The organism is Winogradskyella sp. HB-48 (genome assembly GCF_049942685.1).
Classification (GTDB): Bacteria; Bacteroidota; Bacteroidia; order Flavobacteriales; family Flavobacteriaceae; genus Winogradskyella.
Window position 1 is genome coordinate 1,416,957 of the sequence record NZ_CP187934.1, and the last position, 24,381, is coordinate 1,441,337.

Below are 24,381 nucleotides of genomic sequence, written 5' to 3' on the forward strand. Positions count from 1 at the left end.
AATGCCTACCTAGTAGACATTGGATTTATTTATGAATGAAAAGTGTTTATTAGAATCCTAAACCACCTGCTACATTAGAGTAGGTCCAGCTTAGGTTAGATGTAGTAGCACCAACAGTTTGTGCTCCTTCAGTAACTTGAGATGCCCAGTTAGCAGCTCTTTCAGTAAAAGTCGGACTCAAGATAATAGTGCTTTCCAAAACATCATTACTACTATCTTCATCGTCACAGTTTGATATACAGCCTACTTTTTCAACAAAGATTGAGTTGTCAAAACCAACTATTTCCCAAGTGCCAAAGTTTAGTAAACCGTCTAAAAAGTTTTGAGAAACATTATTTCTATCCAGCTCTACATCTTTTCCAGCAGGGAAGCCTAATGCATAGATGTTCTCAGTAAGTCCACGAGCTCTACTTCTGTAATCAGCGTATTCACCATTAGAAGTTACAGAGTTACCTATAATTGTAGCATTTCTTAAAGTAAAGGAACCTTCGTTACCAGCAGGTGTAGAACCTTCAGGACCATCGATTTCAAAAGCGTGGTCAGATATATCACCTAACACAACAACAGCATTATCAATAATACCTGAGTAAGCTTGGTCAATATCAATAGCATCATCACCGCAAGCCCAAACTAATAAATTAGAAGCATCGCAAGTACCACCAAAGAATTCTATACCATCATCAACATTAGCCACAACTTCAATGTTGTCGATTACAGTACCATTACCAACACCACCTAAAGTAAGGCCATTGATTTCGTTACCTTCACCGATTAAAGCACCACCATGACGGATAGAGATGTATCTTAAACTTCCAGAGCTATCATTAGGATTAGTACCACCGTAAAGACCAAATGTATCATCTGCAGGAATACCTTCAATTTGAGCCTCAGGTATGTCGCCAGAGAAAGAACAAGGTGCATTACCTAAAATAAGTAAACCTCCCCAAAGACCTCTATCATCTTGGTCTAAGTTAGTACCTGAAGTTTGTCCACAAGTAATGTTATCAGCAGTAGATGTGAAAATAATTGGCTCACTAGCTGTTCCATTAGCATTAAGTGTACCGCCTCTAGCAACGATTAAGGCAGAAGCTAAAGAACCAGTACCTGATGAACCTTTAATAATGGTTCCAGGATTAATAGTTAAAGTTGCACCAGAAGGAACAACTACCTTTTGGTTTAATTGATAAATGTTGTCATTCGTCCAAACGGTACCATCAGCAATCTCACCAGTTACAGCAACAACTGGGCATTCACCACTTCCATTACCTGGATCATTAACTATTATTGTAGTTTCTTCGATAATAATAGGTGTATCATCGTCTTTAAAACATCCAGTAAACACTAATGTAGAAGCTACTAACGCGATTAAGAGTAATTTTTTCATTGAGTTAAATTTTAATAAACAATTTTTAGTTTTTATTGTGTTGCAAAGAAACTATCATATTCTCTCTAAGAGGTTACTCAATGATTAAAGTTTTGTGACTAAAAAGTTAGTTAAAGGTTAGTTTAATATTAAGCAAGTTATTGTTAAGGATACAATTTCTTAACATTACCAAAGATTATTAAAGGAAGCTGTTTTTCTAAAAAAACTCTAGGTCAATTTATTTATCTTGCATTCTTATTTTTAATGTATGAATTGGGAACAGTTATTATCCTTAAGACGTTTTGGTGACGAAAATAAAAGGTTAAGAAAAGAGCAAGACGAAACTCGTGTCGGTTTCGAGGTTGATTATGACCGTATCATATTTTCTTCAGAATTTAGAAGTTTACAAGACAAGACACAGGTTATACCATTATCTAAAACAGATTTTGTTCATACAAGATTAACCCACAGTTTAGAGGTTAGTGTTGTAGGCCGTTCTCTAGGTAGACAGGTTGGCAAGTTGCTTTTAGAAAAGCACCCACATTTAGAAAATGTTCATGGCTACAAGATTAATGACTTTGGTGCTATAGTAGCTGCAGCTGCTCTAGCGCACGATATTGGAAACCCACCATTTGGTCATTCTGGGGAAAAAGCAATAGGAGCGTATTTTAAAAATGGAAATGGGGCTAAGTTCAAAAGTGAATTAACAGATAAAGAATATCAGGATTTATGTGATTTTGAAGGTAATGCCAACGGTTTTAAAATATTAACAGAAAGTAGAGCAGGTAGAAATGGAGGTTTGCGTTTAAGTTATGCTACCCTTGGTGCCTTTATGAAATATCCAAAAGAGTCCTTACCCAAAAAACCAACCCAGCATATTGTTGATAAAAAATATGGTTTTTTCCAAAGTGAAAAAGAGGTGTTTGAAGATGTTGCTAATGATTTAGGTTTAATAAGACGAAGTGAAAAAGACCTAAGCTATAATAGGCATCCTCTTGCGTATTTAGTTGAGGCTGCAGATGATATTTGCTATACAATAATAGATTTTGAAGATGGGATTAATCTCGGATTAATTGAAGAAGATTATGCTCTAGAGTATTTAATAAAGCTAGTAAAAGGGAAAATCATTACCAAAAATTACAATGCTTTACAAACTAAAGAAGATAGAGTTAGTTATTTGAGAGCACTAGCTATTAGCACTCTGATTGATGAAGCTGCTTCTATTTTTATGAAAAACGAAGAGGCCATTTTAGATGGAGATTTTGAAACGGCACTTTTAGATGCAAGCCAATACAAGGCTCAGATAAAAGATATTATAGATTTAAGCATAAAGAAAGTTTACCGATCTAAAGAGGTCATTAATAAAGAGATTGCTGGTTACGAAATATTGAATCAATTGTTGAATGCTTACGGTAAATTAGCATTTAATGTATACAACAACAGTTTATCCAATTATGATAAATTATTACAGAATCTATTGCCTGAAACATCTAGCCTGTCTGATAAATCACTATATAACAATTTACTTTCGATTTGTTTATTTATCTCAAAATTGTCCGACACAAACGCTATGTTATTGCATAAAAAGTTGAAAGGCAATATTTTATAAAATGCATTTCATCGAATAATTTTGTTTTTTACCGATTTATTATTTTAATTTATATCATAATTGGCCCCAAAAAAACCTACTTATGAGAAATAATATACTCGGAGGCTTAGTCATTTTTGTAGTAGTCCTGACTTGCCTATTAATGTTAGATGACATTTCTACTGTTCAAGAACAACCAGATAAAAACGATACTGTTCAGATTGAACAAGTTGAAAGCCAGACAGATTTAGCTGTTGTTGAGGACAGAGAGTAACTGCTCAACTTTTTTTCTAATTGAAGTTGAATCTAGATTTTGTAATTTTTGCAATTGCAAGATTGAGCCATGCTCAACAAATTCATCTGCAATACCTAAAACTTCAATATGTTGCTTATAACCATATGAATTGGCAAAGGCCAAGACAGAAGACCCAAAACCACCTACAATCGTTCCATCCTCTATAGTAACAATGGTTTTGTGTGACTTAAAAATTTGGTGCAATAAGGTCTCGTCTAATGGCTTTACAAATTGCATATCGTAATGCGACACCTTAAAATCGGTAATAGCATCTTCAACATTTTTAGCCATAGTACCTATGGACAATATGGCCAAATCCTTTCCTTGTTTAAGACATTCTCCTTTGCCAATTTCAATGTTTTCAAAAGGTTGTCTCCAGTCTAAAATATGACCTTTGCCGCGAGGATAACGTATGGCAATCGGAAAATCAATTCCTAATTGGACAGTATACATTATATTTCGTAAGGTAACAGCATCCCTTGGTGCAAAGATGACCAAATTTGGCACACAATTGAGATAGGCTAAATCAAAAACACCGTGGTGTGTTGCGCCATCTTCACCAACCAAGCCTGCTCTATCTAAACAAAAAATTACTGGAAGATTTTGTAGCGCAACATCATGAATTACCTGGTCGTATGCACGTTGTAAAAAAGTAGAATAGATGTTACAAAATGGAATTAAACCCTGAGTAGCCATGCCAGCCGCAAGTGTAACGGCATGCTGCTCTGCAATGCCAACATCAAAAGCACGATTAGGGAATTTTTCCATCATATACTTCAGAGAACTACCAGTAGGCATTGCAGGAGTAATGCCAATAATCTTTTCATTTTCCTTTGCAAGTTCTATGATAGTTTTTCCAAAAACATCTTGATATTTTGGTGGCTCACTGATATTTGATTTAGTAATAAGTTCACCTGTTGAAGCATCAAATTTTCCAGGTGCATGGTATTTTACCTGGTCTTCCTCAGCTTGTTTGAGTCCTTTACCTTTGGTAGTAATGACATGCAAAAACTTTGGACCTTTAATGGTTTTTAAGCGTCTTAGTTCAGTAATTAATAACGGTAAATCATGGCCATCTATTGGTCCAGAATAATTAAAGTTTAAGGCCTCAAAAATATTATCTTGTTTTTCAGTTCCTTTTTTAACGTTGGTTAAATATTGTTTTAAAGCACCGACACTGGGATCAATACCAATAGCATTATCATTTAAAATCACCAATAAATTGGCGTCAGTCACACCAGCATGGTTAAGGCCTTCAAAAGCCATTCCACTAGCAATAGAAGCATCTCCAATCACTGCAATATGGTGTTTATTATTACCTTGAAGCTGCGAAGCAATTGCCATGCCTAAGGCTGCTGAAATTGATGTGGAAGAGTGTCCCACACCAAATATGTCGTATACACTTTCGCTACGCTTTGGGAAACCACTAATACCATTGAATTGCCTATTAGTATCAAAAATTTCTTTTCTTCCTGTTAGAATTTTATGGCCGTAGGCTTGGTGCCCAACATCCCAAATTAGTAAATCGTCAGGAGTGTTAAAGACATAATGCAGTGCAATGGTTAATTCTACAACACCTAAACTAGCACCCAAATGGCCTTCTTTAGTAGCAACAATATTGATGATAAACTTACGTAGTTCTTTAGCCAATTGTGGTAAATCCTCAGCTTTTAATTGACGTAAGTCTTCGGGTAGATTGATATGGTTGAGGAGATTTTTCATTAGATACAAATGTACCATTTGAATTTGTATTTTTACAACAATGATACAGCCATTTGACGATACCTATTTTATGAGAAAAGCCCTTCAAGAAGCTGAAGTTGCTTTTGACAAGGGGGAAATTCCTGTTGGTGCACTTATTGTTGTGGAAGACCGAATTATTGCTAGAACACACAATCTTACGGAGCTCTTGAATGATGTTACAGCACATGCCGAAATGCAAGCCATAACTTCAGCAGCTAATTTTTTGGGAGGAAAGTACCTAACTAATTGTACGCTGTACGTAACTCTAGAGCCATGCCAAATGTGTGCTGGTGCTTTGTATTGGAGTCAAATTTCGAAAATAGTATATGGAGCTTCAGACGAGCAACGTGGTTTTGTAGCTCTGGGTACAAAATTACATCCCAAAACAAAAGTAATAGGTGGAGTCTTAGCAGATGAAGCTTCGGAATTAATGAAACGATTTTTTATTGAAAAACGGAATTTGAATTAAAAAACAAAGTAACATGCATAAGCTACTAGGTATTGTAATATTACTATTTGCATTAAACTGTAAGTCCACAGAGAATCAAGCAAAAATGACAAATGATGATATTGTTCTTATTGGTAAAGGTAATTTGTATGGCTCAGGTGCAGAAGGCCTAAAAAAGCAAAATTTGATAATTACATCCTCAGAAGAATGGAAAGACTTGCTTGATAAAATAAACTCAGTCAATAAGGTTTCCGATAGTTTTGCTGAAAAAAATGTTGATTTTTCAAAGTTTACTGTAATTGCAGTTTTTGATGATGTTAAGAACACTGGAGGGCATAGTCTTAATATGCTTATTCAGGAAACTAAGGACAAAGTTATAGTTGAGGTATTACATAAAGCGCCAGAAGGCATAGCTACTTCGGTTATGACACAGCCTTATTATATTGTAAAGATTCCTAAGAGTGAATTGCCAATAGTTTTTAAATAAAAAACGCCCAACCAAAGGTTGAGCGTTAAAACTAAAAATAAAGTATATCGTTTAAAGAACGCTTACATTAGCAGCAACCATTCCTTTTCTGCCTTCTTCTTCTGTGTACTCTACGTTATCCCCTTCGCGTAACTCTACACCATTAAGGTTTGATACGTGAACGAAAATGTCTTTTCCTGTTTCTTTGTTGGTAATGAATCCAAATCCTTTTGAATCATTGAAAAATTTAACTGTTCCAGTCATTGTAAATAAATAAAAATTAAAGGACAAATGTAATATATTAACCAACACATCAGGTTAATAAATCGTTTTATTTTAAAATATTGAAAATTAACAACTTAAATTAATACTTGTTTTTCCTTTGGTTTTCGCGCATTTTGTCAAGATTTTCCTTAGTAAGCATATAATCGTTAATGTCTTTACCTTTCCAGCGATAATAAGAAAATAACGGAAACACAACTAGAAACAAACCCAAAACACCAAAGCCTATGAGTTTTTCGGAGTAATCAACATCTAAAACCAATCCGCAAATTATGCTTCCTAGAGATGCTAAAAATGCAATGAGTGTTATAATATGAATAAGTTTCATGGATTAAATTCTAGGACGTAAAATTAATCAATTCGTTACGATACGCTGTTAAAAGTTTAGACTTAGAAACGAAACCGTAATATTTATTGTCTTTGACTACTGGTAAATTCCAAGCTCTAGATTGTTGAAATTTTTTCATTACTTCTTCCATAGAATCATCTTCATAATAAATGATTTCAGGTGGTTTTTGCATAAAGGTTTCAACAGTTGTAGAGTTATAAAGCGATTGGTCAAACATTACAGACCTTATGTTGTCTAATAAAATAATCCCAATAAAGTTTTGCTCGCCATCTGTAACAGGAAATAAGTTTCGATTAGATTTTGAAACACCATTTTTCAGCATATCTCCAAGGGTCATTTCTGGGTGTAGCTCTACGAAATTTTGCTCAATAACAGCGTCTAGCTTCATTAATGTGAGGACACTTTTATCTTTATTTTGGGTCAGAAGTGCCCCTTTTTCTAATAATTCTTTGGTATAGATAGTATGATCTAACCCATTTTTATTTATAATGAAAGACATGGATGCAGTTATCATTAAGGGTACAAAAAGTTGATAACCTCCAGTAATTTCAGCAATCAAGAAAATAGCAGTTAATGGAGCATGAAGCACGCCAGCAATAAGGCCTGCCATACCAATTAACGTAAAGTTAGCCTCTGAAACATTAAAACCGAGACCACAGTTGTTAATCACCTTGGCAACAACATTTCCCAAGGCACTTCCCATCACTAATGTTGGGATAATAATACCACCTGTACCACCAGCGGCAAAAGTAGTGGTCATAGCAATCGCTTTAAAAATAGTGATTCCAAAAAGTAGAGCTATTACAATCCAGATGTTATCTAAATGTTCATCAAAAGGGGTTTTCCCTAAAGCCGCAATATCATTACCAAGCAAAAGGTTGTTTATAAAACCAAAACCTTCACCATAAAGTGGCGGGATGAAAAAGAGCATGACTCCTATGGCCAAACCACCAATAATAAGTCTTTGCCTTGCAGACTTTAAACGATTAAATATAGAGGTTACGCCAAAGTAAATTTTAGAAAAATAAATAGAGGCAATACCAGTGCCAATTCCTAAAAGGATATAGAATAAGGTATCCTTTATGGCAAACTTGTCAGTAACATTAAACTCAAATAACACACTATCACCCAAGAAAAAGTATGACGTTATAACTGATGAGACAGAAGCGATTAATAAAGGTAATAATGAAGCGAACGTTAAGTCTAAACTAAATACTTCAATAGCAAATATAATAGCAGCAATGGGTGATTTAAAAATAGAAGCGATAGCTCCTGCAGCTGCACAGGCTATTAGCAAACTTCTGGTTTTTCGATCGATATGTAAAAATCGGCTAAGATTAGAACTTAAAGCAGATGCAGATGCAATTGCAGGACCTAACAAACCCACCGAACCACCAAAACCCACCGTCAGAGGTGCAGTAATTAATGGGTAGTAGATCTTCTTCTTATCAATAATGCCATCTCTTTTAGACAAAGCAAAAAGAATAGAAGGGATGGCATGTTCACTAGGCTTTTTTGAAATGTATTTTACAAACAAATACACCAAAAACAAACCAACAATAGGTAAAATAAAGTAGATACTATTTTCTGAAAGTATAACACCTTTTTCAAAAATCGCTTCAATAGCAAAGGTGATATTTTTTATAAAAACAGAAATGAGACCAGCCAAAAGACCAATAACAAGACTTAAAATAAAAACAAAGTTCTTTTCAGAGATATGCTTGTATCTCCAAATGAGTAATCGCTTTAGAAAGTTGGACTTAGTTGGCATAGTTTAAATCTAACAAAAAATCCTGCATGAGGCAGGATTTAATATTTATGATTTTAAATTCAATTTTAAATTAAGTTCCTGCAGTTGTTCATCATCAATTGGTGCAGGTGCGTCAATCATTACATCTCTACCAGAATTGTTTTTAGGAAAAGCGATAAAATCTCTAATGGTTTCTTGTCCACCTAAAATAGCAACCAATCTATCCAAACCAAATGCAATTCCACCATGTGGAGGTGCACCATACTCAAAAGCATCCATTAAGAACCCAAACTGCGCTTTAGCTTCTTCTTCTGAAAAACCTAAATGCTTTAACATGATAGCTTGAGTTGCTTTATCGTGAATACGAATAGAACCACCACCAATTTCATTACCGTTTAATACCAAATCGTAAGCATTGGCTTTAACTTCACTTGGTTTGGAATCTAGTAATTCTAACTGACCTGGTTTTGGAGACGTAAATGGATGGTGCATTGCATGGTAACGTTCTGTCTCTTCGTCCCATTCCAAAAGCGGAAAATCCATAACCCAAAGTGGCGCAAATTCATTTGGCTTACGCAAGCCTAATCGTTCTGCTAACTCCATACGCAAAGCACTTAGTTGTGCTCTAACTTTATTGGTATCTCCAGAAAGTACACAGATTAAATCACCTGCTTTAGCACCAGTAACTTCTGCCCATTTTGCTAAATCGTTTTGGTCGTAAAACTTATCAACTGAAGATTTATAAGTACCATCATCATTACAACGACAATATACCATGCCCAAAGCACCTACTTGTGGACGTTTTACCCAATCAATAAGATTGTCGATTTCTTTTCTGGTGTAAGCATTTCCAGCAGGCACCGCAATACCAACAACTAATTCTGCAGAATTAAACACGTTAAAATCTTTGTGCTGGGCAACTTCATTTAATTCACCAAATTGCATTCCAAAGCGTATATCTGGTTTGTCGTTACCATATAAACGCATGGCATCATCATAAAGTATTCTTGGGAATTTATCGATCTCAACACCATTTACTTCTTTTAATAAATGACGTGTTAAGCCTTCAAACGTGTTTAAGATATCTTCTTGTTCCACAAACGCCATCTCACAGTCTATTTGCGTAAACTCTGGCTGGCGATCGGCACGAAGATCTTCGTCCCTAAAACATTTTACAATCTGAAAATATTTATCCATGCCACCAACCATAAGCAATTGCTTAAAAGTTTGAGGGGATTGTGGCAAAGCATAAAACTGACCTTCGTTCATACGTGAAGGGACTACAAAATCTCGAGCTCCTTCAGGTGTAGATTTTATTAAATATGGTGTTTCTACTTCAATAAAACCTTCCGAAGACAAATAGTTTCGCGTAGCTTGAGCTACTTTATGTCTAAATATCAAACTGTTTTTTACAGGATTACGACGAATATCTAAATAACGGTATTTCATACGTAAATCGTCGCCACCATCAGTAGCATCTTCAATAGTAAATGGTGGTGTTTTAGAACCATTAAGCACAGTTAATTCTGAAACCAAAATTTCAACGTCTCCTGTAGGAATGTTTGGGTTTTTAGACGTGCGTTCTTGCACTTTCCCTTTTACTTGGATTACAAATTCTCGACCTAATTTTTGAGCACGCTGCATAAGCTCTTTTGAGCTTTGATCTTCATCAAAATAAAGCTGAGTAATACCGTAACGATCTCTAAGATCTACATAAATCATGAAACCTTTATCTCTGACTCCTTGTACCCAACCTGCAAGTGTAACCTCTATATTACTGTGAGTGGCTCTTAACTCGCCACAATTATGACTTCTGTACATATTCAAAAATTAAATGACGTTCATCTACGCTAAAGCTTTGATGAATGCGGATGCAAATTTAATCAACTTAAGGGATAAAAAAATAAAAAGCCCCAACAATTGTTGGGGCTTTATCGCTATTAATCACTTTATGTAAGATTATAAAGTTTTTATTTATCCATTGCTAGTTGTAAGTTTTCTTCAATCTCTAAATTATTAGATTCAGCTTCGTCTTCTTGAATAAACAGGGCAACCCTAGTTTTATATATTCTCATTTTTAATCTTGTCACCAAGTAGAATAAAATTGGTACCACAATTAGAGTAAGGAATGTCGCTATGAATAGACCATAAATTACAGTCCACGCAAGTGGTCCCCAGAATATCACGTTATCACCACCAACATAAATATTAGCATCAAACTCACTAAATAATGTGAAGAAATTAATATTAAGACCAGTTGCCAGAGGAATAAGTCCTAAAATAGTAGTTATTGCAGTCAATAAAACTGGTCTTAAACGTGCTTTACCACCTTTAATTATGGCCTCTAACAAATCTTCTTTGTGTAAGTAAGCTGAATCATCATAATCTTTTTCAACTTTTTTACGATCAATGAGTAACTGTGTATAATCTAAAAGTACTACACCGTTATTTACAACTATACCAGCTAAAGAAATAATACCCATCATGGTCATCATAATTACAAAGGCAGCACCTGTGATAATTAAACCTCCAAATACACCAATAAGACTTAAGAAAATAGCAAGCATGATTATGGCGGGTTTTGATACAGAGTTGAACTGGAAAATAAGGATAAAGAAAATAAGACCGAGTCCTGCAAAAAATGCTCCCATTAAAAACTGCATTTGTTTGTTTTGCTCTTCAATCTGTCCTGTGTAATCTACTTCAACTCCTTCAGGTTTGCCGTCAAAACTTTTCATGGCATCCTGAACTTCTGCTACAACAGCAGCTGCATCGGTATAACCAGGTGCTAATGCAGAGTATAAAGTAACGATTCGTTTAGTGTCTTTATGTTTTATGGCGCTAAAACCAGAGGTGTTATTTTGTGTGGCTACTGCAGAAACCGGAATTTCCTTTATTTGGCCGGAAGCCATATCTCTAAATGTTATTTTCTGATTGAAAATAGCACTTTTGTTATATCGGTTTTCTTCGTTAAAACGAACATAAATATCGTAATCCTCACCTCCTTCTTTATAGATGCCAGCTTTGGCGCCAAATACGGCATTTCTTAGTTGTTGTCCAACTTGGCCTGCAGAAACTCCTAATTCACCAGCTTTTTCTCTATCAACAAGAACTTGCATAGATGGTTTAGAGCGGTTTACGTCAATTTTTAACTCATCAATACCAGCAATACTTTTGGTATTAAGGAAATCTCGCATTTTCTCTGCAGTGTTAATTAATTCTGCATAATCTTCACCGGAAAGTTCCAAGTTAATAGGCGCGCCAGCTGGTGGGCCAACAGGATCTTTTTCAACTGAAATCGTAACACCTGGATAAATATCCTTTAAACTCTCTTGTACTTTTTTATATAGCTCGTTACTATCTGCCCCTTTTCTAAATTTAAACTCGCGCATGGTGGCAGTAATCTTTCCACGATGTGGCATTTCTGCTTGAGAACCACCATCAGTCATTGGGTTTCCAGCACCTTCACCAACCTGGGAAACAGCACTTTCGGTTAAAAAATTGTAATCATTGTTTTTATAAGCATCATCATTAATTATCTTATAAACGCGCTGTTCAATATCCTTTGTAATGGCATTAGTTTTTTGGATGTCTGTACCTTCGGGATATTCTATATATACGATAATTTGGTTTGGTGTGTTGTCTGGGAAGAATTCTACTTTGGTACGTTGACTTGCTATTGAAGCTCCAAAGCCACCAAAAGCAAAAAACAACAAAACAAATGTGATAATAGAAATAGCTATAGGTCTTCGACCGCGTAGAGCAGCTCTTAAAGTTCTCTCGTAGATGCGTTCCCATCTTGGCAAAACTTTATTCTGAAACCCATTAGCCCAACCTCTAAGAAATAGACGATATAGCCAAAGTAGTATAACTGTTACCACCATGACGCTTCCTAAAGCTCGGTATTCACCACCAAATATGATAATAACCAAACCTAAGATGCCAACTACTACAGTAATTGAAACAATTTGTTTTAGGGTCATTTCTTTATCTTCTGTTGACATATATCTAGATACCAATACAGAATTAAAAAATATGGCAACAAATAGCGAAGACCCTAATACTACCGATAGTGTTATTGGAAAATACTTCATAAACTGTCCCATAACTCCTGGCCATAATCCTAATGGTATAAATGCCGCTACTGTCGTTGCAGTAGAAATGATAATGGGAAATGCAATTTCTCCTATCCCTTTTTTAGCTGCTTCCATACGGCTCATACCTTCTTGGTCCATGAGCCTGTATACGTTTTCAACAACAACGATTCCGTTATCTACTAGCATACCAAGACCCATAATGAGTCCAAAAAGTATCATGGTATTCATGGTGTATCCGAAAAGATTAAGAATCATCAAGGACATGAACATGGACATAGGAATTGCAAACCCTACAAATAATGCGTTTTTAAACCCTAAAAAGAACATTAATACAGTTACAACCAAAATAATACCGAAGATGATATTGTTTACCAAATCATCAACTTGACCAATAGTTTTTGACGATTGATCATTAGAAATGGTAACTTTTAAGTCTGGTGGAAAAACATTCTTTACAGCATCTTCTACAATGACAACAATTTGTTCTGCTGCAGCAACCATATTCTTACCAGATCGCTTTTTAACGTCTAGCATTACTACTTCTTCACCAAATTCTCTTGCATAAGTTGTCTTATCTTCATCTTTAAAGTTAACTTCTGCGATATCCTTTAGGTAGATTGCGTTTCCTTTTTCAGATTTTACAACAAAAGACTCTAATTCTTCAGGTGTATCAATTTCACCAATAACACGTATGGTTCTACGTTGTCCACTAGAGATTAAGTTTCCAGCTGAAATAGTCATGTTTTCATTACTAATGGCACCAGTAATATCATTAAAGCTTACTTGTGCTGCCATCATTTTATAGATGTCTACAGCAACTTCAACTTCTTTTTCTTGGGCACCTCTGATATCTACCTCTTTTATTTCAGATAAGCTTTCAATCTTATCTTCTAAATACTCACCATAAGACTTAAGTTTATCCACTGGGTAGTCACCAGAGATATTAATGTTTAGAATTGGCATTTCCTCAGACATGCTCAAATCAAAAATATTAGGCTGTACCTTTGCACCATTAAAGGTTGGCCAATCTTCACCAGAGGTTTCTACATCAACTTCGTCTTTAATTTTTTGCTTAGCAGCTTCAACTGTAATATTTTCATCAAACTCTACCATAATAGTAGAATAATCCTCTAATGAAGTAGATTGAATCTCAATAACGTTACTAACCGTTTTGATTTTGTCTTCAATAGGATTGGTAATTAACTTCTCTATATCTTCAGCAGTATTTCCAGGATAAATGGTACTGATGTAAATCTTAGTTTCCTTAATCTCAGGGAAGTTCTCCCTTGGCATAGACCTATACGCTGAGGTACCCAAGATTAGTATCACTGTTATGAGTACATACATCGTGGTCTTGTTATCTATAGCCCAAGATGATAAGCGAAACTCTTTAAATACTTTTTTTAATTTATCAGTCATTGTAAAAAGACTTTATTTTGATTAGTTGTTTTTATTCTATTTCAAGAATTTTTACTTCTTGTCCGTCTTTAACGCTACGAGCGCCTTCATCTATAAGTTCTGCACCATTTTCTAGTCCATGTAACACCTCAATGAAGTCTCCTTCTGTTTTTCCTGTTTTTATGATAACTCGTTTAGCTATGGCTATACTGTTATTTTTTGAAGTTGCTATGTAAACATATTGTTCGCCTTCAGCATTTTCTGAAATAATGCTTTGAGGAATTAGAATGGCTTTTTCGTTAGTATAGTCGTTAATCTTAAGTTTAGCAGTAAGATTAGGTTTTATGGTTTTATCCGAATTTGGTATAGCAACCTCTACTTTGAAAGTACGGTTAGCAGGATTGATAAAATTACCAGCCTGGCGTACAGTTGCAGTCAAGTTTTTGTTAAGGACAGGGAAATTTACTTCCACGGTTTTTCCTTCAGTAACATTGGTTAAATAACTTTCTGGTACATCAGTTTCAATATACATAGAGTTAAGATTAACCAATCTGAAAAGTTGCGACTGACCAGGGCCAACAACAGTTCCTTGTTCAGTGATAACATCATCTACAGTTCCTGCAAAAGGTGCTCTTACAACAGTTTTTCCAATTTGTTGCTGCATTTGGTTAATGGCCTTTTGTTGTGCTTCATAATTAGACTTAGCTTGTAAGTATTGTATTTCGCTACCTATTTTTTGGTCCCAAAGACGTTTTTGACGATCAAAAGTAGTTTTTGCTAAATCTGCCTGAATTTGCATTTGAGCCAATTGTTGTCCTAAACCACCATCATCTATTTTTGCTAAAGCTTGTCCAGCACTTACTTTTTGGCCTTCTTTAACATAAACCTTAGTTAAAACCCCTGAATATTCAGGATAAATAATGATGTTTTGTTTGGTATTAACATTGCCTTGAAGTTCTACAAAGTGCTCAAATTTTTCTTCTTTAGCTTTAAATGTTGTCACTAAAGGCACTTTTAGTTGCGGATTAAGTTCTTTAATTTTTTCTTCTATAGCTTTGATCTGAGATTCAACTTGTTTTTGATGTTCGCTAAGCTCAGACTTTTTAGTGTTAAGTTGCTCCAAATTACCAGAGGCGATTAAATCTTCTACAGATTTTGCTTTTTCGCCTCCACCACAAGAGACTAATAAAACAGTTGCCAGAATTAGTTTAATTATATGTTTCATTTTTTAATTGATTTAAAAGTTGGTTGTTTGGTTTGTTAGCGTTTCCAGCTCGGCTTTTGTATTAATAACATCTAGCATAGCTTTTAATAATTCTTGTTGAGCTGAATATAGTTGTGTTTGCGCTTGTCTCAATTCAAAACTAGAGCCGATACCTTCAAAAAATTTGGTTTGATTTTTTCGTTCTATACGCTCAGCTAAAGAAAGATTTTGCTTTTTATTATTGAAGTCCTCAGTGGCAAACTTATAGTTACTTTTTGCAGTTTCAATCTCTAGTTTTAAGCGTTGCTCTGTTTCTGTAAGCTCATCTTTGGATTTTTCTAGATTGATTTTTGCGCGTTGTGTTGCAGCACTTCTGCCACCAGAGCTAAATATTGGTAAGTTAAGATTGAAACCAAATGATGAAAACCCAGCCCAATCCTGTTCTTTTTCTAAGAAAGTGAAATCATCTCCAAATCCAAGATAACCGCCATTTATGTAGGCACTTAGTTGAGGTAGAGCTTTACTTTTTTCTAACTTTAATAAAAGTTCTTTAGAGCGTTTATCGTTTTCTGCAATTTTGTAATCTATAGTAGATGTAACATCACTTTCTTGTGCTAAACTCTCGAGTGAAATATTTTTTTCTGCTAAATCCTCAAGGCTTTCAGTTAATGTGATATTGGCATTGTAGTCAATGCCTAAAGTAATATTGAACATTTGGTAAGCAATCCCTCTTAGGCGCTTAGCATTATTTAAACTGCTTTCAAGATTAGAGAGTGTAATTTGTAATTGCTCTACACTTTCTTCTTCCTCTAATCCGTTCTCGTAGATTTTAGTGGTTTCATCTAAATTCTTTTGAAGTACAGCAATATTCTTTTCGTAAATGATAACACTTTCTTCAGAAAGAAGAACATTGCCATAAGCATTTATAACTCCTTTTCTAACTTCTAAGTCAGTTTTGTCCTTTGCATTTTTAGAAATTTCCAAAAACACTTTTGCAGATTGAAGACCAACCAAATACGAACCATCAAAAATTAATTGACTTAAAGTAGCTGTTGCATTAACGTTTTGTTTTGTTCCGAATATAACTTCTGTAAATCCAGGTTGAATTTCAGGAATACCTGAAGGTGAAGATAATTCGCTGTAATATTCATCAAGATTTCTAATTTGGCTGAAAGGATCAAAAAATTCGTTAGGTAAAAGAGAAACCTGCTGCTTTAAAAAATTCTGATAGTTTACAGTAGCGTTAAGTTGTGGCAAACCAGTAGAGGTAGTTTCCCACTTTTGCTGTTTTGCTGCATCTATATCTCTAGCAGCATTTTTAGCTTGTCTATTATTTTCTAATGCATAGTCTATGGCTTCTTGTAGTGTGAAGCTTGTAGGCTGTTCTTGCGAATAACCCAACAACGATGTGATTATGAATATTAGTATTAAGAGCTTTTTTTTCATTTGTTATTGTTGATTTTGATTGATTTTTAAATAGTTGTTCAAGTAATCTATACCTTTTGGTGTACAGATACCTCTTAAGTGGTATTCTAAGTAATTTTCCATCAATGCATTCATAGAAAAATTCTTTAAAGGAAACAGTTCCTGGTCCTTTAAGATCACCATACAGTTGAAGTATATTCTAGAAATAAACTGGATATCGATAGTTTCTCTATACAAGCCCAGTTTAATGCCTCTGTTAAGGTTTTCCATTACACATCCTTGCATCACCTCAAATTGTTTTGCCTTTAGGGTCGTAAAGATCTTAGGATAATATTTTTGCAATTGGTATTGTGGTGATGATTTTTCATCCTTTAGATGGTCCATCACAAACCGTTTAATTTCAAAAACCTCTTCAATTGGATTTTTTTCAAGGCCGCATATGTGGTCTATTCCACAAGAAACAGTTTCAAACACATGTAGGGTAGTTGCTTCTACTAGTTTAGTCTTGTTAGGAAAATGCACATAAATGGTCTTTTTAGAGATGCCCAGTTCGTTGGCAATATCGTCCATTGTTACACTCTTAAAGCCAAGTGTAAGAAATAGATCAGAAGCTTTGTGTATTATCTTTTCTCTCATAATAAAGGCACAAAAATAACTATGGAAACTTTAAAAACAAAAAAAGTTTCTTAAGTTTTAATAATTATTTAACATTGATAACCTTAGCTTTAAATTTGATTAAAGCCTTATTTTTGTGATATGCAAAACATAGAAGTTTATCAAAAATCCTTTATTGAGTATTTAGGGGATTTTGCTATTGAAAGAGAGCCAGCTAACCTTTACGAGCCAGTAAATTATATTTTAAAGTTAGGAGGAAAACGACTAAGACCGGTCCTAACTTTAATGACTACAGATATTTTTGGTGGTCAGGTCAAGGATGCTATGAATGCTGCATTATCGGTTGAGGTTTTTCATAATTTTTCATTAATTCATGATGATATTATGGACGATGCTCCTTTACGAAGAGGAAAGCAGACTGTGCACGAAAAGTGGGATATTAATACAGGTATACTCTCTGGCGATGCTATGCTGATTTTAGCATATCAATTATTTGAAAATTATGAGCCAAAAACCTTTCAAGCTTTAGCCAAACTGTTTAGTAAAACGGCTTTAGAGGTTTGTGAAGGACAGCAATACGACATTGATTTTGAAACCCGAAACAATGTTACCATATCAGAGTATCTCAAAATGATTGAATATAAAACAGCAGTTTTAATTGGTGCAGCTATGAAAATGGGAGCTATTGTTGCTGAAGCTTCGGAAGAAGATCAAGATTTGATTTACAATTTTGGATGTTATCTAGGTATTGCTTTTCAGCTTCAAGACGACTATTTAGATGCTTTTGGTAATCCTGAAACATTTGGTAAACAGGTTGGCGGTGATATCCTAGAAAACAAAAAAACGTATTTGTACTTAAAAACTTTAGAGTTAGGTAGTGATGATGAAAAATCTCGTCTGATTGCTCTAATGGCTAACACTTCAATATCTGATGCGGAAAAAGTAGAAAGGGTGAAATCGATTTTTAATACTTCTAAAGCTTCTGAGGCAACGCAAGTGGCTGTAAAAGATTTTACAAACAAGGCTTTTAGTGTTTTAGAAAAGCTCAACATTTCTGATGATAAAAAACAAGTACTTAAGTTGTTTGGGGAACAATTAATGAATAGACGTGTCTAATGGCATTGCCAACAAATTTTGATGAACTAGTTGCAGAAGCAAATGCTTTAAAGTTGTATAAGAAATTAATTATACAACTCAATAAAGACTTACTTTTTGCGAATATAGATTTAGAATTTAATGAAGACACATTGCCAACTAGTCTAAAACTAGTTTTGCAAGACACGGTTTTTAATCTTATACAGAATAGATTTTCTGACTACCTCAATCTGCTATATCAAGTAGATGTATCAGAAAAGAAAATTAAATCACTTGATGGTGAAGATGCGATTCAACTATCAGAAGATGTAACCTTTTTAATCCTTCAAAGAGAGTGGCAGAAAGTATGGTATAGAGCAAAGCATTCCTAGCGTAACTTTTTATGCTTTCGGTTTTTTATTAGTTGTACCACTGTTTATTTTTAATATTAGTTTTTTTATAAATATTTACTGAATCCAAAATCAATTTACGACCATTTAATCTCGCTTTATAGTCTTTTAAATATTCAGGATAAATTATGTCTTGATCTTTTATTTCTATTTCTATATCATTATAATTTGGATTATTTATTTGGATTTCCTCATCAACCATTATATATCTATATTTAATACTCTTAATTTCACTCGTTTTGAATTCAACCATTCCTTTGTAATTAGTTTTCTTTTCTTCTTTTTTCCCATTTATACTAACCATGGCATATTCCAAGGGTCCATTTTTGTCAGAAAAATAAATTCTAATTTTATTGTCTAATTCGGGATTTATTTTCCCCGTATAATTAGTTTTAGGAATTTCTGGTTGTAATGTTGTATTAAGGATAATGGTATCATTGGCCAAGTATTCCCATGTTCCACTGGTAAAACTTCCACTCCCATTAGGTTCTGAATAGATTAAATATCCAAATGTTTTATCTGCCTTTATTTCAATCTGTGAGCAGTCGGATTTATTGCTCTTACATAGTCCATTGGTATACAATCCAATAATTGACTTACTGGATGAACACGAATTCAGCAGAATTATTATTAAAACTAGATGGATTTGTTTCATAATGATATTTGCAAAATGACGCACAACTTAGAGTTATTGTTAGTTGAGTTTGCCGAAGTCAAAACCAAAACCTCACAAAAGGCATCCAAGCTTGGTTTTGTATACTTTTATCTTTATTATAAAGCACATCATATCGTATACCAAAAGTGATGTTTCCATTTCGGTAACCAGCACCTAAAAAGAGTGCAGGATACCAATAGCTATCATCTGCATTAGCAACAAACTGCTCGTCAAAATCTCTATTTACGTGAAGTTGTTCAAACTCAGTTGAAAGTTGTAATTCTCTGTAAGGATTAAACAGCCCAATAATACTTGCACCGACTACAGTAGATTTAAACACATCTCGTTGAGAACTGTACTGAAAATTAAGCCCAACACCAGTGGCTACGTAAGGATTAAAATTATATAGGGCATTGGGTGCAATTGCACCACTAAAAAAACCATCCCCAAAGTTTAGTCCAATACCACCTCCAAATTGTACGTTTTGCCAAAAATTATCTTCATCAGATAGATTTTGCGCATTTAAAGAAAACACAAAAAAACTGGCAATAACAGTGCTAATTATTATTTTTTCAACAGTGTTTATTTTAAATTTTATCATCTCAATAATTCTTAAATTCTTATTTGTTATAAATATAATAAAACGGATAGTTTATCTACTAAAAGTTGTATTTTTGAAGAAATTTTGTTGAAACGACAACGTCTCGTAAAAATAATGGATAAATATTCCTTTCTCAACGCAGCACATACAGCATATTTTGCTGATTTATACGACCAATATCTTAAGAATCCAGATGCCATAGAACCGAGTTGGCGTGCCTTTTTTCAAGGCTACGATTTCGGGTCTGAAAATTATGGAATGAATGGTGAAATTGTGGAAGGTGTTTCTACACAGATACCAGAGCAACTTCAAAAAGAATTTCAAGTTGTTAAGCTAATAGATGGTTACAGAAGTAGAGGTCACTTATTTACAAAAACCAACCCTGTTAGAGCTAGAAGAAAATATGCTCCAACTTTAGAAATTGAAAATTTTGGATTATCAAAAAGCGATTTAAATACCGTTTTTTCGGCTGGTGAAATTTTAGGTATTGGATCTGCAACCCTTCAGAATATAGTTGATCATTTAGAACGAATTTATTGTGATTCTATTGGTATAGAATACATGTATATAAGAAAGCCTGAGGAAATTCAGTGGATACAAGAGAAGCTGAATATTAATGATAATCATCCTCAGTTTTCAGCAGAGCAGAAGAAAAACATCCTCAGAAAATTAAATGAAGCCGTTTCTTTTGAAAACTTTTTGCACACAAAATATGTGGGTCAGAAACGATTTTCTCTAGAAGGGAACGAATCTTTAATTCCAGCATTAGATGCCTTGATAGAAACAGCGGCAGAATATGGCGTTAAAGAGTTTGTGATGGGTATGGCACATCGAGGCCGTTTAAGTACACTTACAAATATTTTTGGTAAATCGGCAAAGGATATTTTTAGTGAGTTTGATGGTAAAGATTATGAAGAGCAGATTTTTGACGGAGATGTTAAGTACCACTTAGGATGGACAAGTGATCGCGAAACCGATTCGGGAAAGAAAATAAACCTTAGCATTGCTCCTAACCCTTCTCATTTAGAAACCGTTGGTGCAGTTGTAGAAGGTATTTCTAGAGCAAAACAAGATAAGCCAGAGATTGAAGATGCTTCCCAAGTATTACCAATTGTGGTACACGGTGATGCTGCAATTGCTGGTCAAGGCTTAGTGTACGAAGTAGTGCAAATGGCACAGTTGGATGGCTATAAAACAAATGGTACAATACACATAGTAGTAAATAATCAAATCGGATTTACTACCAATTATTTAGACGGTCGTTCAAGTACCTATTGTACAGATGTAGGTAAAGTAACCTTATCACCAGTACTCCATATTAATGCAGATGATGCCGAAGCTGTAGTACATGCTACATTGTTTGCACTTCATTTTAGAATGAAATTTAAACGTGATGTTTTCATAGATCTTTTAGGGTACAGAAAATATGGACATAACGAAGGTGATGAGCCTAAATTTACGCAGCCGTTATTGTACAAAGCAATTGCGAAGCACAAGAATCCAAGGGATATTTATGCGGAAAGACTAATCGCAGAAGGTGTAATAGACAAGGATCATGTTTCTAAAATTGAAAAAGATTACAAGGATAAATTAGAAGAAAAGCTTGAAGATTCTCGCAAGATTGAAAAGACAGTGATTTCACCATTTATGCACGAACAATGGAAAGACTTTGAGCGTGTGGATGAAAGCGAAATGATGAAACCAGTAGACACAACGGTTTCGAAAGAACTACTTTCAGATATTACAAAAGTTATTTCTAATTTGCCAGAAGACAAAAAGTTTATTAAAAAGATTCAACGTTTGGTAGAGTCTCGTCAAACAATGTTTGATGAAGATAAGCTAGATTGGGCAATGGCAGAGCATTTAGCATACGGCACGCTATTGACCGAAGGTTTTAACGTTAGAATTTCTGGGCAAGATGTAGAACGTGGAACATTTTCTCACAGACATGCTGTTGTAAAAGTTGAAGATAGCGAAGAAGAAATCATCTTATTAAAACATGTTTCTAACAACCAAGGGCAATTCAATATTTACAATTCCCTTTTATCTGAGTATGGTGTTGTAGGTTTTGATTACGGTTACGCCATGGCTAGCCCTAATACGCTTACTATTTGGGAGGCTCAGTTTGGTGATTTTAGCAATGGAGCCCAAATAATGATAGATCAATACATTTCCTCAGGTGAGGATAAATGGAAAACTTCTAACGGATTGGTAATGTTATTGCCTCATGGTTATGAAGGGCAAGGTGCCGAGCATTCTTCTGGTCGTATGGAGCGCTATTTACAATTGTGTGCAAAAGATAACATGTTTATCGCGGATTGTACAACACCAGCAAATATGTTTCATTTGTTACGTAGACAAATGAAAGCTAATTATAGAAAACCTCTAATAGTGTTTACACCAAAGAGTTTGTTACGTCATCCAAAAGTAGTTTCTGCTGTAGATGAGTTTGCAAGCGGAAGTTTTCAAATGCTAATAGATGATTCTACTGCTAACACTGATAAGATAAAAACCTTAGTGTTTGTAACAGGTAAGTTCTATTATGATCTCTTAGAAGAGCAAGAGAAATTAGGGAGAGAAGATGTAGCTTTAGTAAGGATAGAGCAATTATTCCCTTTACCTGTAGACGATATTAGAGCTATCTTAAAAAAATATAAGAATGCAGAAGACGTCGTTTGGGCACAAGAAGAACCACGAAATATGGGTGCTTATGGACACATGTTAATGCACTTGGAAGAAGCAAGAACATGGAGGGCAGCAAGTAGAAGGCCTTATGGTGCTCCTGCGGCAGGTAGTTCTGTACGTTCTAAGATAAGACATAAAGAAGTCATTGATTTCGTTTTTGATAAAAACAAGGATAACCAAATAAGAAACTAATAAAAAATAAACCAAAAGGGTTAAATACAATAAACGCATGATTTTAGAAATGAAAGTGCCTTCTCCAGGCGAATCAATTACTGAAGTAGAAATAGCAGAGTGGTTAGTTCAAGATGGAGACTATGTAGAAAAAGACCAAGCTATTGCTGAGGTTGATAGTGATAAAGCAACATTAGAGTTACCAGCTGAAGCAAGTGGTATCATAACCTTAGCTGATGCAGATGGTAACAGATATGAAGAAGGAGATGCTGTTAACGTTGGAGCAGTTGTTTGTCTTATAGACACAAGTGCAGAAAAGCCTGAAGGAGAAACTTCTACTAAACAAGAAAAGAAAGAAGAAGCTCCTAAAAAAGAAGAACCTAAACCAGTAGCAACCGAGTCTAAGACTTATGCAACAGGAACTCCAAGCCCTGCAGCTAAAAAGATTTTAGACGAAAAAGGTATTGATACAGACTCTGTAAAAGGTACAGGTAAAGATGGACGCATTACAAAAGAGGATGCTGTAAACGCTGTGCCATCTATGGGAACACCAACAGGAGGAAATAGAGGCACTTCTCGAAGCAAAATGTCTATGTTGCGCCGTAAAGTTGCTGAGCGTTTAGTGGAAGCAAAGAATACAACGGCCATGTTAACAACCTTTAATGAGGTAGATATGTCTCCGATTTTTGATTTGCGTAATCAGTACAAAGAAGAGTTTAAAACAAAGCATGGTGTAAGCTTAGGCTTTATGAGCTTCTTTACATTAGCTGTAGTAAGAGCATTAAAAATGTATCCGGCTGTAAATTCAATGATTGACGGAAAAGATATGATTTCTTATGATTTCTGTGATATCAGTATTGCAGTTTCTGGACCTAAGGGGTTGATGGTTCCTGTTATTAGAAATGCTGAAAACCTAACTTTTAGAGGAGTAGAGGCTGAAGTAAAACGTTTAGCATTAAGAGCTAGAGATGGTCAAATCACAGTAGATGAGATGACAGGTGGTACATTTACCATTTCTAATGGTGGCGTATTTGGTAGTATGTTATCTACACCAATTATTAATCCTCCGCAGAGTGGTATTTTAGGAATGCATAATATTGTAGAACGTCCAGTAGCGGTAGATGGCAAAGTAGAGATTAGACCAATAATGTACGTTGCCTTATCTTATGATCATAGAATCATTGATGGAAAAGAGTCTGTTGGATTCTTGGTTGCTGTAAAAGAGGCATTAGAAAATCCTACAGAATTATTAATGGATAATAATCCTAAGAAGGCTTTAGAGATGTAAGTTTTTAAAATTATGATAAATAAAAAAGCGCAATTAATTACTAATTGCGCTTTTTTTACTCCCTAACTAACAAAGAGTAACTAACTAAAATTAACTAAAAAAATTAACAGCTATGTTCGCTGAGATGACTATAACAGAACTTACAATTAATAGAATCATAAAAATTTTATCCCTTTTTTCCGTATTATCTTTCATTGTTTCCATGATGTTTCATTTTTTTAAAAAAAGCCCTGAACTTTATGTTCTGCCCAGAGCTTTTTAAGAATATAATCTGAGGCATTGATTAATAGCTTTGTAAAATTCCGAATAATTTTAATGCAATACTATACGTAACTTTACGTATTTTTTGAGTTTTTTATAAAAAAAAGAGCCTTGGAAGACTCCAAGGCTCAAATAATCCCCTAAGAACTAATTAATAGCTCGTTATTAACCCTTAATTAATAACAGTGTAAAATTCCGAATAATTATAATGCA

20 protein-coding genes are annotated in these 24,381 nt (G+C 34.6%); 8 read left to right on the top strand and 12 right to left on the bottom strand.

Features of this window, described 5'->3' with window-relative positions; all coding sequences use genetic code 11:
- Nucleotides 1-49: 49 nt before the first annotated feature.
- A complete protein-coding gene (locus tag ACPX19_RS06260; RefSeq protein WP_426432156.1) occupies nucleotides 50-1,384 on the bottom strand; it encodes a hypothetical protein in 1,335 nt (444 codons plus the stop codon).
- Between the two features lie 247 nt (nucleotides 1,385-1,631).
- On the opposite strand from ACPX19_RS06260, the gene ACPX19_RS06265 reads away from it, so the two are divergent.
- Both ACPX19_RS06265 and ACPX19_RS06270 read left to right on the top strand, forming a co-directional pair.
- Nucleotides 1,632-2,972 (top strand): deoxyguanosinetriphosphate triphosphohydrolase, encoded by a 1,341-nt coding sequence (locus tag ACPX19_RS06265; RefSeq protein WP_426432158.1) that lies wholly within the window; start codon nucleotides 1,632-1,634, stop codon nucleotides 2,970-2,972.
- 82 nt (nucleotides 2,973-3,054) lie between these two features.
- Nucleotides 3,055-3,225, top strand: a complete 171-nt coding sequence (locus tag ACPX19_RS06270; protein WP_426432159.1) for a hypothetical protein — start codon at nucleotides 3,055-3,057, stop codon at nucleotides 3,223-3,225.
- Here the strand turns inward: ACPX19_RS06270 and ACPX19_RS06275 are convergent.
- Entirely contained in the window at nucleotides 3,199-4,968 is a 1,770-nt protein-coding gene (locus ACPX19_RS06275; protein ID WP_426432160.1) for a 1-deoxy-D-xylulose-5-phosphate synthase, read from the bottom strand. The two genes, ACPX19_RS06270 and ACPX19_RS06275, sit on opposite strands and share 27 nt — an antisense overlap.
- Before the next feature lie 40 nt (nucleotides 4,969-5,008).
- On the opposite strand from ACPX19_RS06275, the gene ACPX19_RS06280 reads away from it, so the two are divergent.
- Both ACPX19_RS06280 and ACPX19_RS06285 read left to right on the top strand, forming a co-directional pair.
- A complete protein-coding gene (locus ACPX19_RS06280; protein WP_426432161.1) occupies nucleotides 5,009-5,458 on the top strand; it encodes a nucleoside deaminase in 450 nt (149 codons plus the stop codon).
- Between the two features lie 13 nt (nucleotides 5,459-5,471).
- Complete coding sequence (locus ACPX19_RS06285; RefSeq protein WP_426432163.1) at nucleotides 5,472-5,924, top strand: protease complex subunit PrcB family protein; 453 nt, start codon at nucleotides 5,472-5,474, stop codon at nucleotides 5,922-5,924.
- Nucleotides 5,925-5,975: 51 nt separating this feature from the next.
- Here ACPX19_RS06285 and ACPX19_RS06290 read toward each other — a convergent pair whose 3' ends face one another.
- The 8 genes from ACPX19_RS06290 to ACPX19_RS06325 all read right to left on the bottom strand — a co-directional run bounded on the left by ACPX19_RS06290 (nucleotide 5,976) and on the right by ACPX19_RS06325 (nucleotide 17,044).
- Nucleotides 5,976-6,167: a cold-shock protein gene (locus tag ACPX19_RS06290; protein WP_426432164.1), complete on the bottom strand. Its 192-nt coding sequence runs from the start codon at nucleotides 6,165-6,167 to the stop codon at nucleotides 5,976-5,978.
- A gap of 100 nt (nucleotides 6,168-6,267) precedes the next feature.
- The gene (locus tag ACPX19_RS06295; protein ID WP_426432165.1) at nucleotides 6,268-6,513 is read right to left on the bottom strand and encodes a hypothetical protein; all 246 of its coding nucleotides are present in this window, start codon (nucleotides 6,511-6,513) and stop codon (nucleotides 6,268-6,270) included.
- Between the two features lie 10 nt (nucleotides 6,514-6,523).
- Complete coding sequence (locus ACPX19_RS06300) at nucleotides 6,524-8,305, bottom strand: chloride channel protein (protein ID WP_426432166.1); 1,782 nt, start codon at nucleotides 8,303-8,305, stop codon at nucleotides 6,524-6,526.
- Between the two features lie 45 nt (nucleotides 8,306-8,350).
- On the bottom strand, nucleotides 8,351-10,105 hold the full coding sequence (gene aspS, locus ACPX19_RS06305) for an aspartate--tRNA ligase (RefSeq protein ID WP_426432167.1): 1,755 nt from the start codon (nucleotides 10,103-10,105) through the stop codon (nucleotides 8,351-8,353).
- Nucleotides 10,106-10,254: 149 nt separating this feature from the next.
- Nucleotides 10,255-13,800, bottom strand: coding sequence for an efflux RND transporter permease subunit (locus tag ACPX19_RS06310; RefSeq protein ID WP_426432169.1), 3,546 nt, complete (start codon nucleotides 13,798-13,800; stop codon nucleotides 10,255-10,257).
- A gap of 31 nt (nucleotides 13,801-13,831) precedes the next feature.
- Nucleotides 13,832-15,004, bottom strand: a complete 1,173-nt coding sequence (locus ACPX19_RS06315; RefSeq protein ID WP_426432170.1) for an efflux RND transporter periplasmic adaptor subunit — start codon at nucleotides 15,002-15,004, stop codon at nucleotides 13,832-13,834.
- Between the two features lie 12 nt (nucleotides 15,005-15,016).
- Nucleotides 15,017-16,429 (bottom strand): TolC family protein, encoded by a 1,413-nt coding sequence (locus ACPX19_RS06320; protein WP_426432171.1) that lies wholly within the window; start codon nucleotides 16,427-16,429, stop codon nucleotides 15,017-15,019.
- 3 nt (nucleotides 16,430-16,432) lie between these two features.
- Complete coding sequence (locus ACPX19_RS06325) at nucleotides 16,433-17,044, bottom strand: TetR/AcrR family transcriptional regulator (protein WP_426432172.1); 612 nt, start codon at nucleotides 17,042-17,044, stop codon at nucleotides 16,433-16,435.
- A gap of 120 nt (nucleotides 17,045-17,164) precedes the next feature.
- Between ACPX19_RS06325 and ACPX19_RS06330 the strand changes: the two genes are divergently transcribed.
- Together ACPX19_RS06330 and ACPX19_RS06335 are read left to right on the top strand one after the other, a co-directional pair.
- Nucleotides 17,165-18,139: a polyprenyl synthetase family protein gene (locus tag ACPX19_RS06330; RefSeq protein WP_426432173.1), complete on the top strand. Its 975-nt coding sequence runs from the start codon at nucleotides 17,165-17,167 to the stop codon at nucleotides 18,137-18,139.
- Nucleotides 18,139-18,489 carry a hypothetical protein gene (locus ACPX19_RS06335; protein ID WP_426432174.1) on the top strand — a complete coding sequence of 117 codons (351 nt, stop codon included), beginning with the start codon at nucleotides 18,139-18,141 and terminating at the stop codon, nucleotides 18,487-18,489. The genes ACPX19_RS06330 and ACPX19_RS06335 overlap by 1 nt, the downstream gene beginning before the upstream one ends.
- Nucleotides 18,490-18,517: 28 nt before the next feature.
- On the opposite strand, the gene ACPX19_RS06340 is transcribed toward ACPX19_RS06335, so the two are convergent.
- The gene (locus ACPX19_RS06340) at nucleotides 18,518-19,090 is read right to left on the bottom strand and encodes a hypothetical protein (RefSeq protein WP_426432175.1); all 573 of its coding nucleotides are present in this window, start codon (nucleotides 19,088-19,090) and stop codon (nucleotides 18,518-18,520) included.
- A 130-nt stretch (nucleotides 19,091-19,220) separates the two neighbouring features.
- On the bottom strand, nucleotides 19,221-19,763 hold the full coding sequence (locus ACPX19_RS06345; RefSeq protein WP_426432176.1) for an alpha-ketoglutarate decarboxylase: 543 nt from the start codon (nucleotides 19,761-19,763) through the stop codon (nucleotides 19,221-19,223).
- Between the two features lie 114 nt (nucleotides 19,764-19,877).
- Between ACPX19_RS06345 and ACPX19_RS06350 the strand changes: the two genes are divergently transcribed.
- A complete protein-coding gene (locus tag ACPX19_RS06350) occupies nucleotides 19,878-22,640 on the top strand; it encodes a 2-oxoglutarate dehydrogenase E1 component (RefSeq protein ID WP_426432177.1) in 2,763 nt (920 codons plus the stop codon).
- A 37-nt stretch (nucleotides 22,641-22,677) separates the two neighbouring features.
- Nucleotides 22,678-23,907 carry a 2-oxoglutarate dehydrogenase complex dihydrolipoyllysine-residue succinyltransferase gene (odhB, locus tag ACPX19_RS06355; RefSeq protein WP_426432179.1) on the top strand — a complete coding sequence of 410 codons (1,230 nt, stop codon included), beginning with the start codon at nucleotides 22,678-22,680 and terminating at the stop codon, nucleotides 23,905-23,907.
- Nucleotides 23,908-24,381: the final 474 nt, after the last annotated feature.

Coding starts and splice junctions, on each gene's coding strand:
- odhB (WP_426432179.1), top strand. CDS start 22,678: ATGATTTTAGAAATGAAAGTGCCTTCTCCAGGCGAATCAATTACTGAA.
- ACPX19_RS06315 (WP_426432170.1), bottom strand. CDS start 15,004: ATGAAACATATAATTAAACTAATTCTGGCAACTGTTTTATTAGTCTCT.
- ACPX19_RS06295 (WP_426432165.1), bottom strand. CDS start 6,513: ATGAAACTTATTCATATTATAACACTCATTGCATTTTTAGCATCTCTA.
- ACPX19_RS06265 (WP_426432158.1), top strand. CDS start 1,632: ATGAATTGGGAACAGTTATTATCCTTAAGACGTTTTGGTGACGAAAAT.
- ACPX19_RS06330 (WP_426432173.1), top strand. CDS start 17,165: ATGCAAAACATAGAAGTTTATCAAAAATCCTTTATTGAGTATTTAGGG.
- ACPX19_RS06350 (WP_426432177.1), top strand. CDS start 19,878: ATGGATAAATATTCCTTTCTCAACGCAGCACATACAGCATATTTTGCT.
- ACPX19_RS06335 (WP_426432174.1), top strand. CDS start 18,139: ATGGCATTGCCAACAAATTTTGATGAACTAGTTGCAGAAGCAAATGCT.
- ACPX19_RS06275 (WP_426432160.1), bottom strand. CDS start 4,968: ATGAAAAATCTCCTCAACCATATCAATCTACCCGAAGACTTACGTCAA.
- ACPX19_RS06300 (WP_426432166.1), bottom strand. CDS start 8,305: ATGCCAACTAAGTCCAACTTTCTAAAGCGATTACTCATTTGGAGATAC.
- ACPX19_RS06260 (WP_426432156.1), bottom strand. CDS start 1,384: ATGAAAAAATTACTCTTAATCGCGTTAGTAGCTTCTACATTAGTGTTT.
- ACPX19_RS06310 (WP_426432169.1), bottom strand. CDS start 13,800: ATGACTGATAAATTAAAAAAAGTATTTAAAGAGTTTCGCTTATCATCT.
- ACPX19_RS06345 (WP_426432176.1), bottom strand. CDS start 19,763: ATGATAAAATTTAAAATAAACACTGTTGAAAAAATAATAATTAGCACT.
- ACPX19_RS06285 (WP_426432163.1), top strand. CDS start 5,472: ATGCATAAGCTACTAGGTATTGTAATATTACTATTTGCATTAAACTGT.
- ACPX19_RS06280 (WP_426432161.1), top strand. CDS start 5,009: ATGATACAGCCATTTGACGATACCTATTTTATGAGAAAAGCCCTTCAA.
- ACPX19_RS06290 (WP_426432164.1), bottom strand. CDS start 6,167: ATGACTGGAACAGTTAAATTTTTCAATGATTCAAAAGGATTTGGATTC.
- ACPX19_RS06325 (WP_426432172.1), bottom strand. CDS start 17,044: ATGAGAGAAAAGATAATACACAAAGCTTCTGATCTATTTCTTACACTT.
- aspS (WP_426432167.1), bottom strand. CDS start 10,105: ATGTACAGAAGTCATAATTGTGGCGAGTTAAGAGCCACTCACAGTAAT.
- ACPX19_RS06270 (WP_426432159.1), top strand. CDS start 3,055: ATGAGAAATAATATACTCGGAGGCTTAGTCATTTTTGTAGTAGTCCTG.
- ACPX19_RS06320 (WP_426432171.1), bottom strand. CDS start 16,429: ATGAAAAAAAAGCTCTTAATACTAATATTCATAATCACATCGTTGTTG.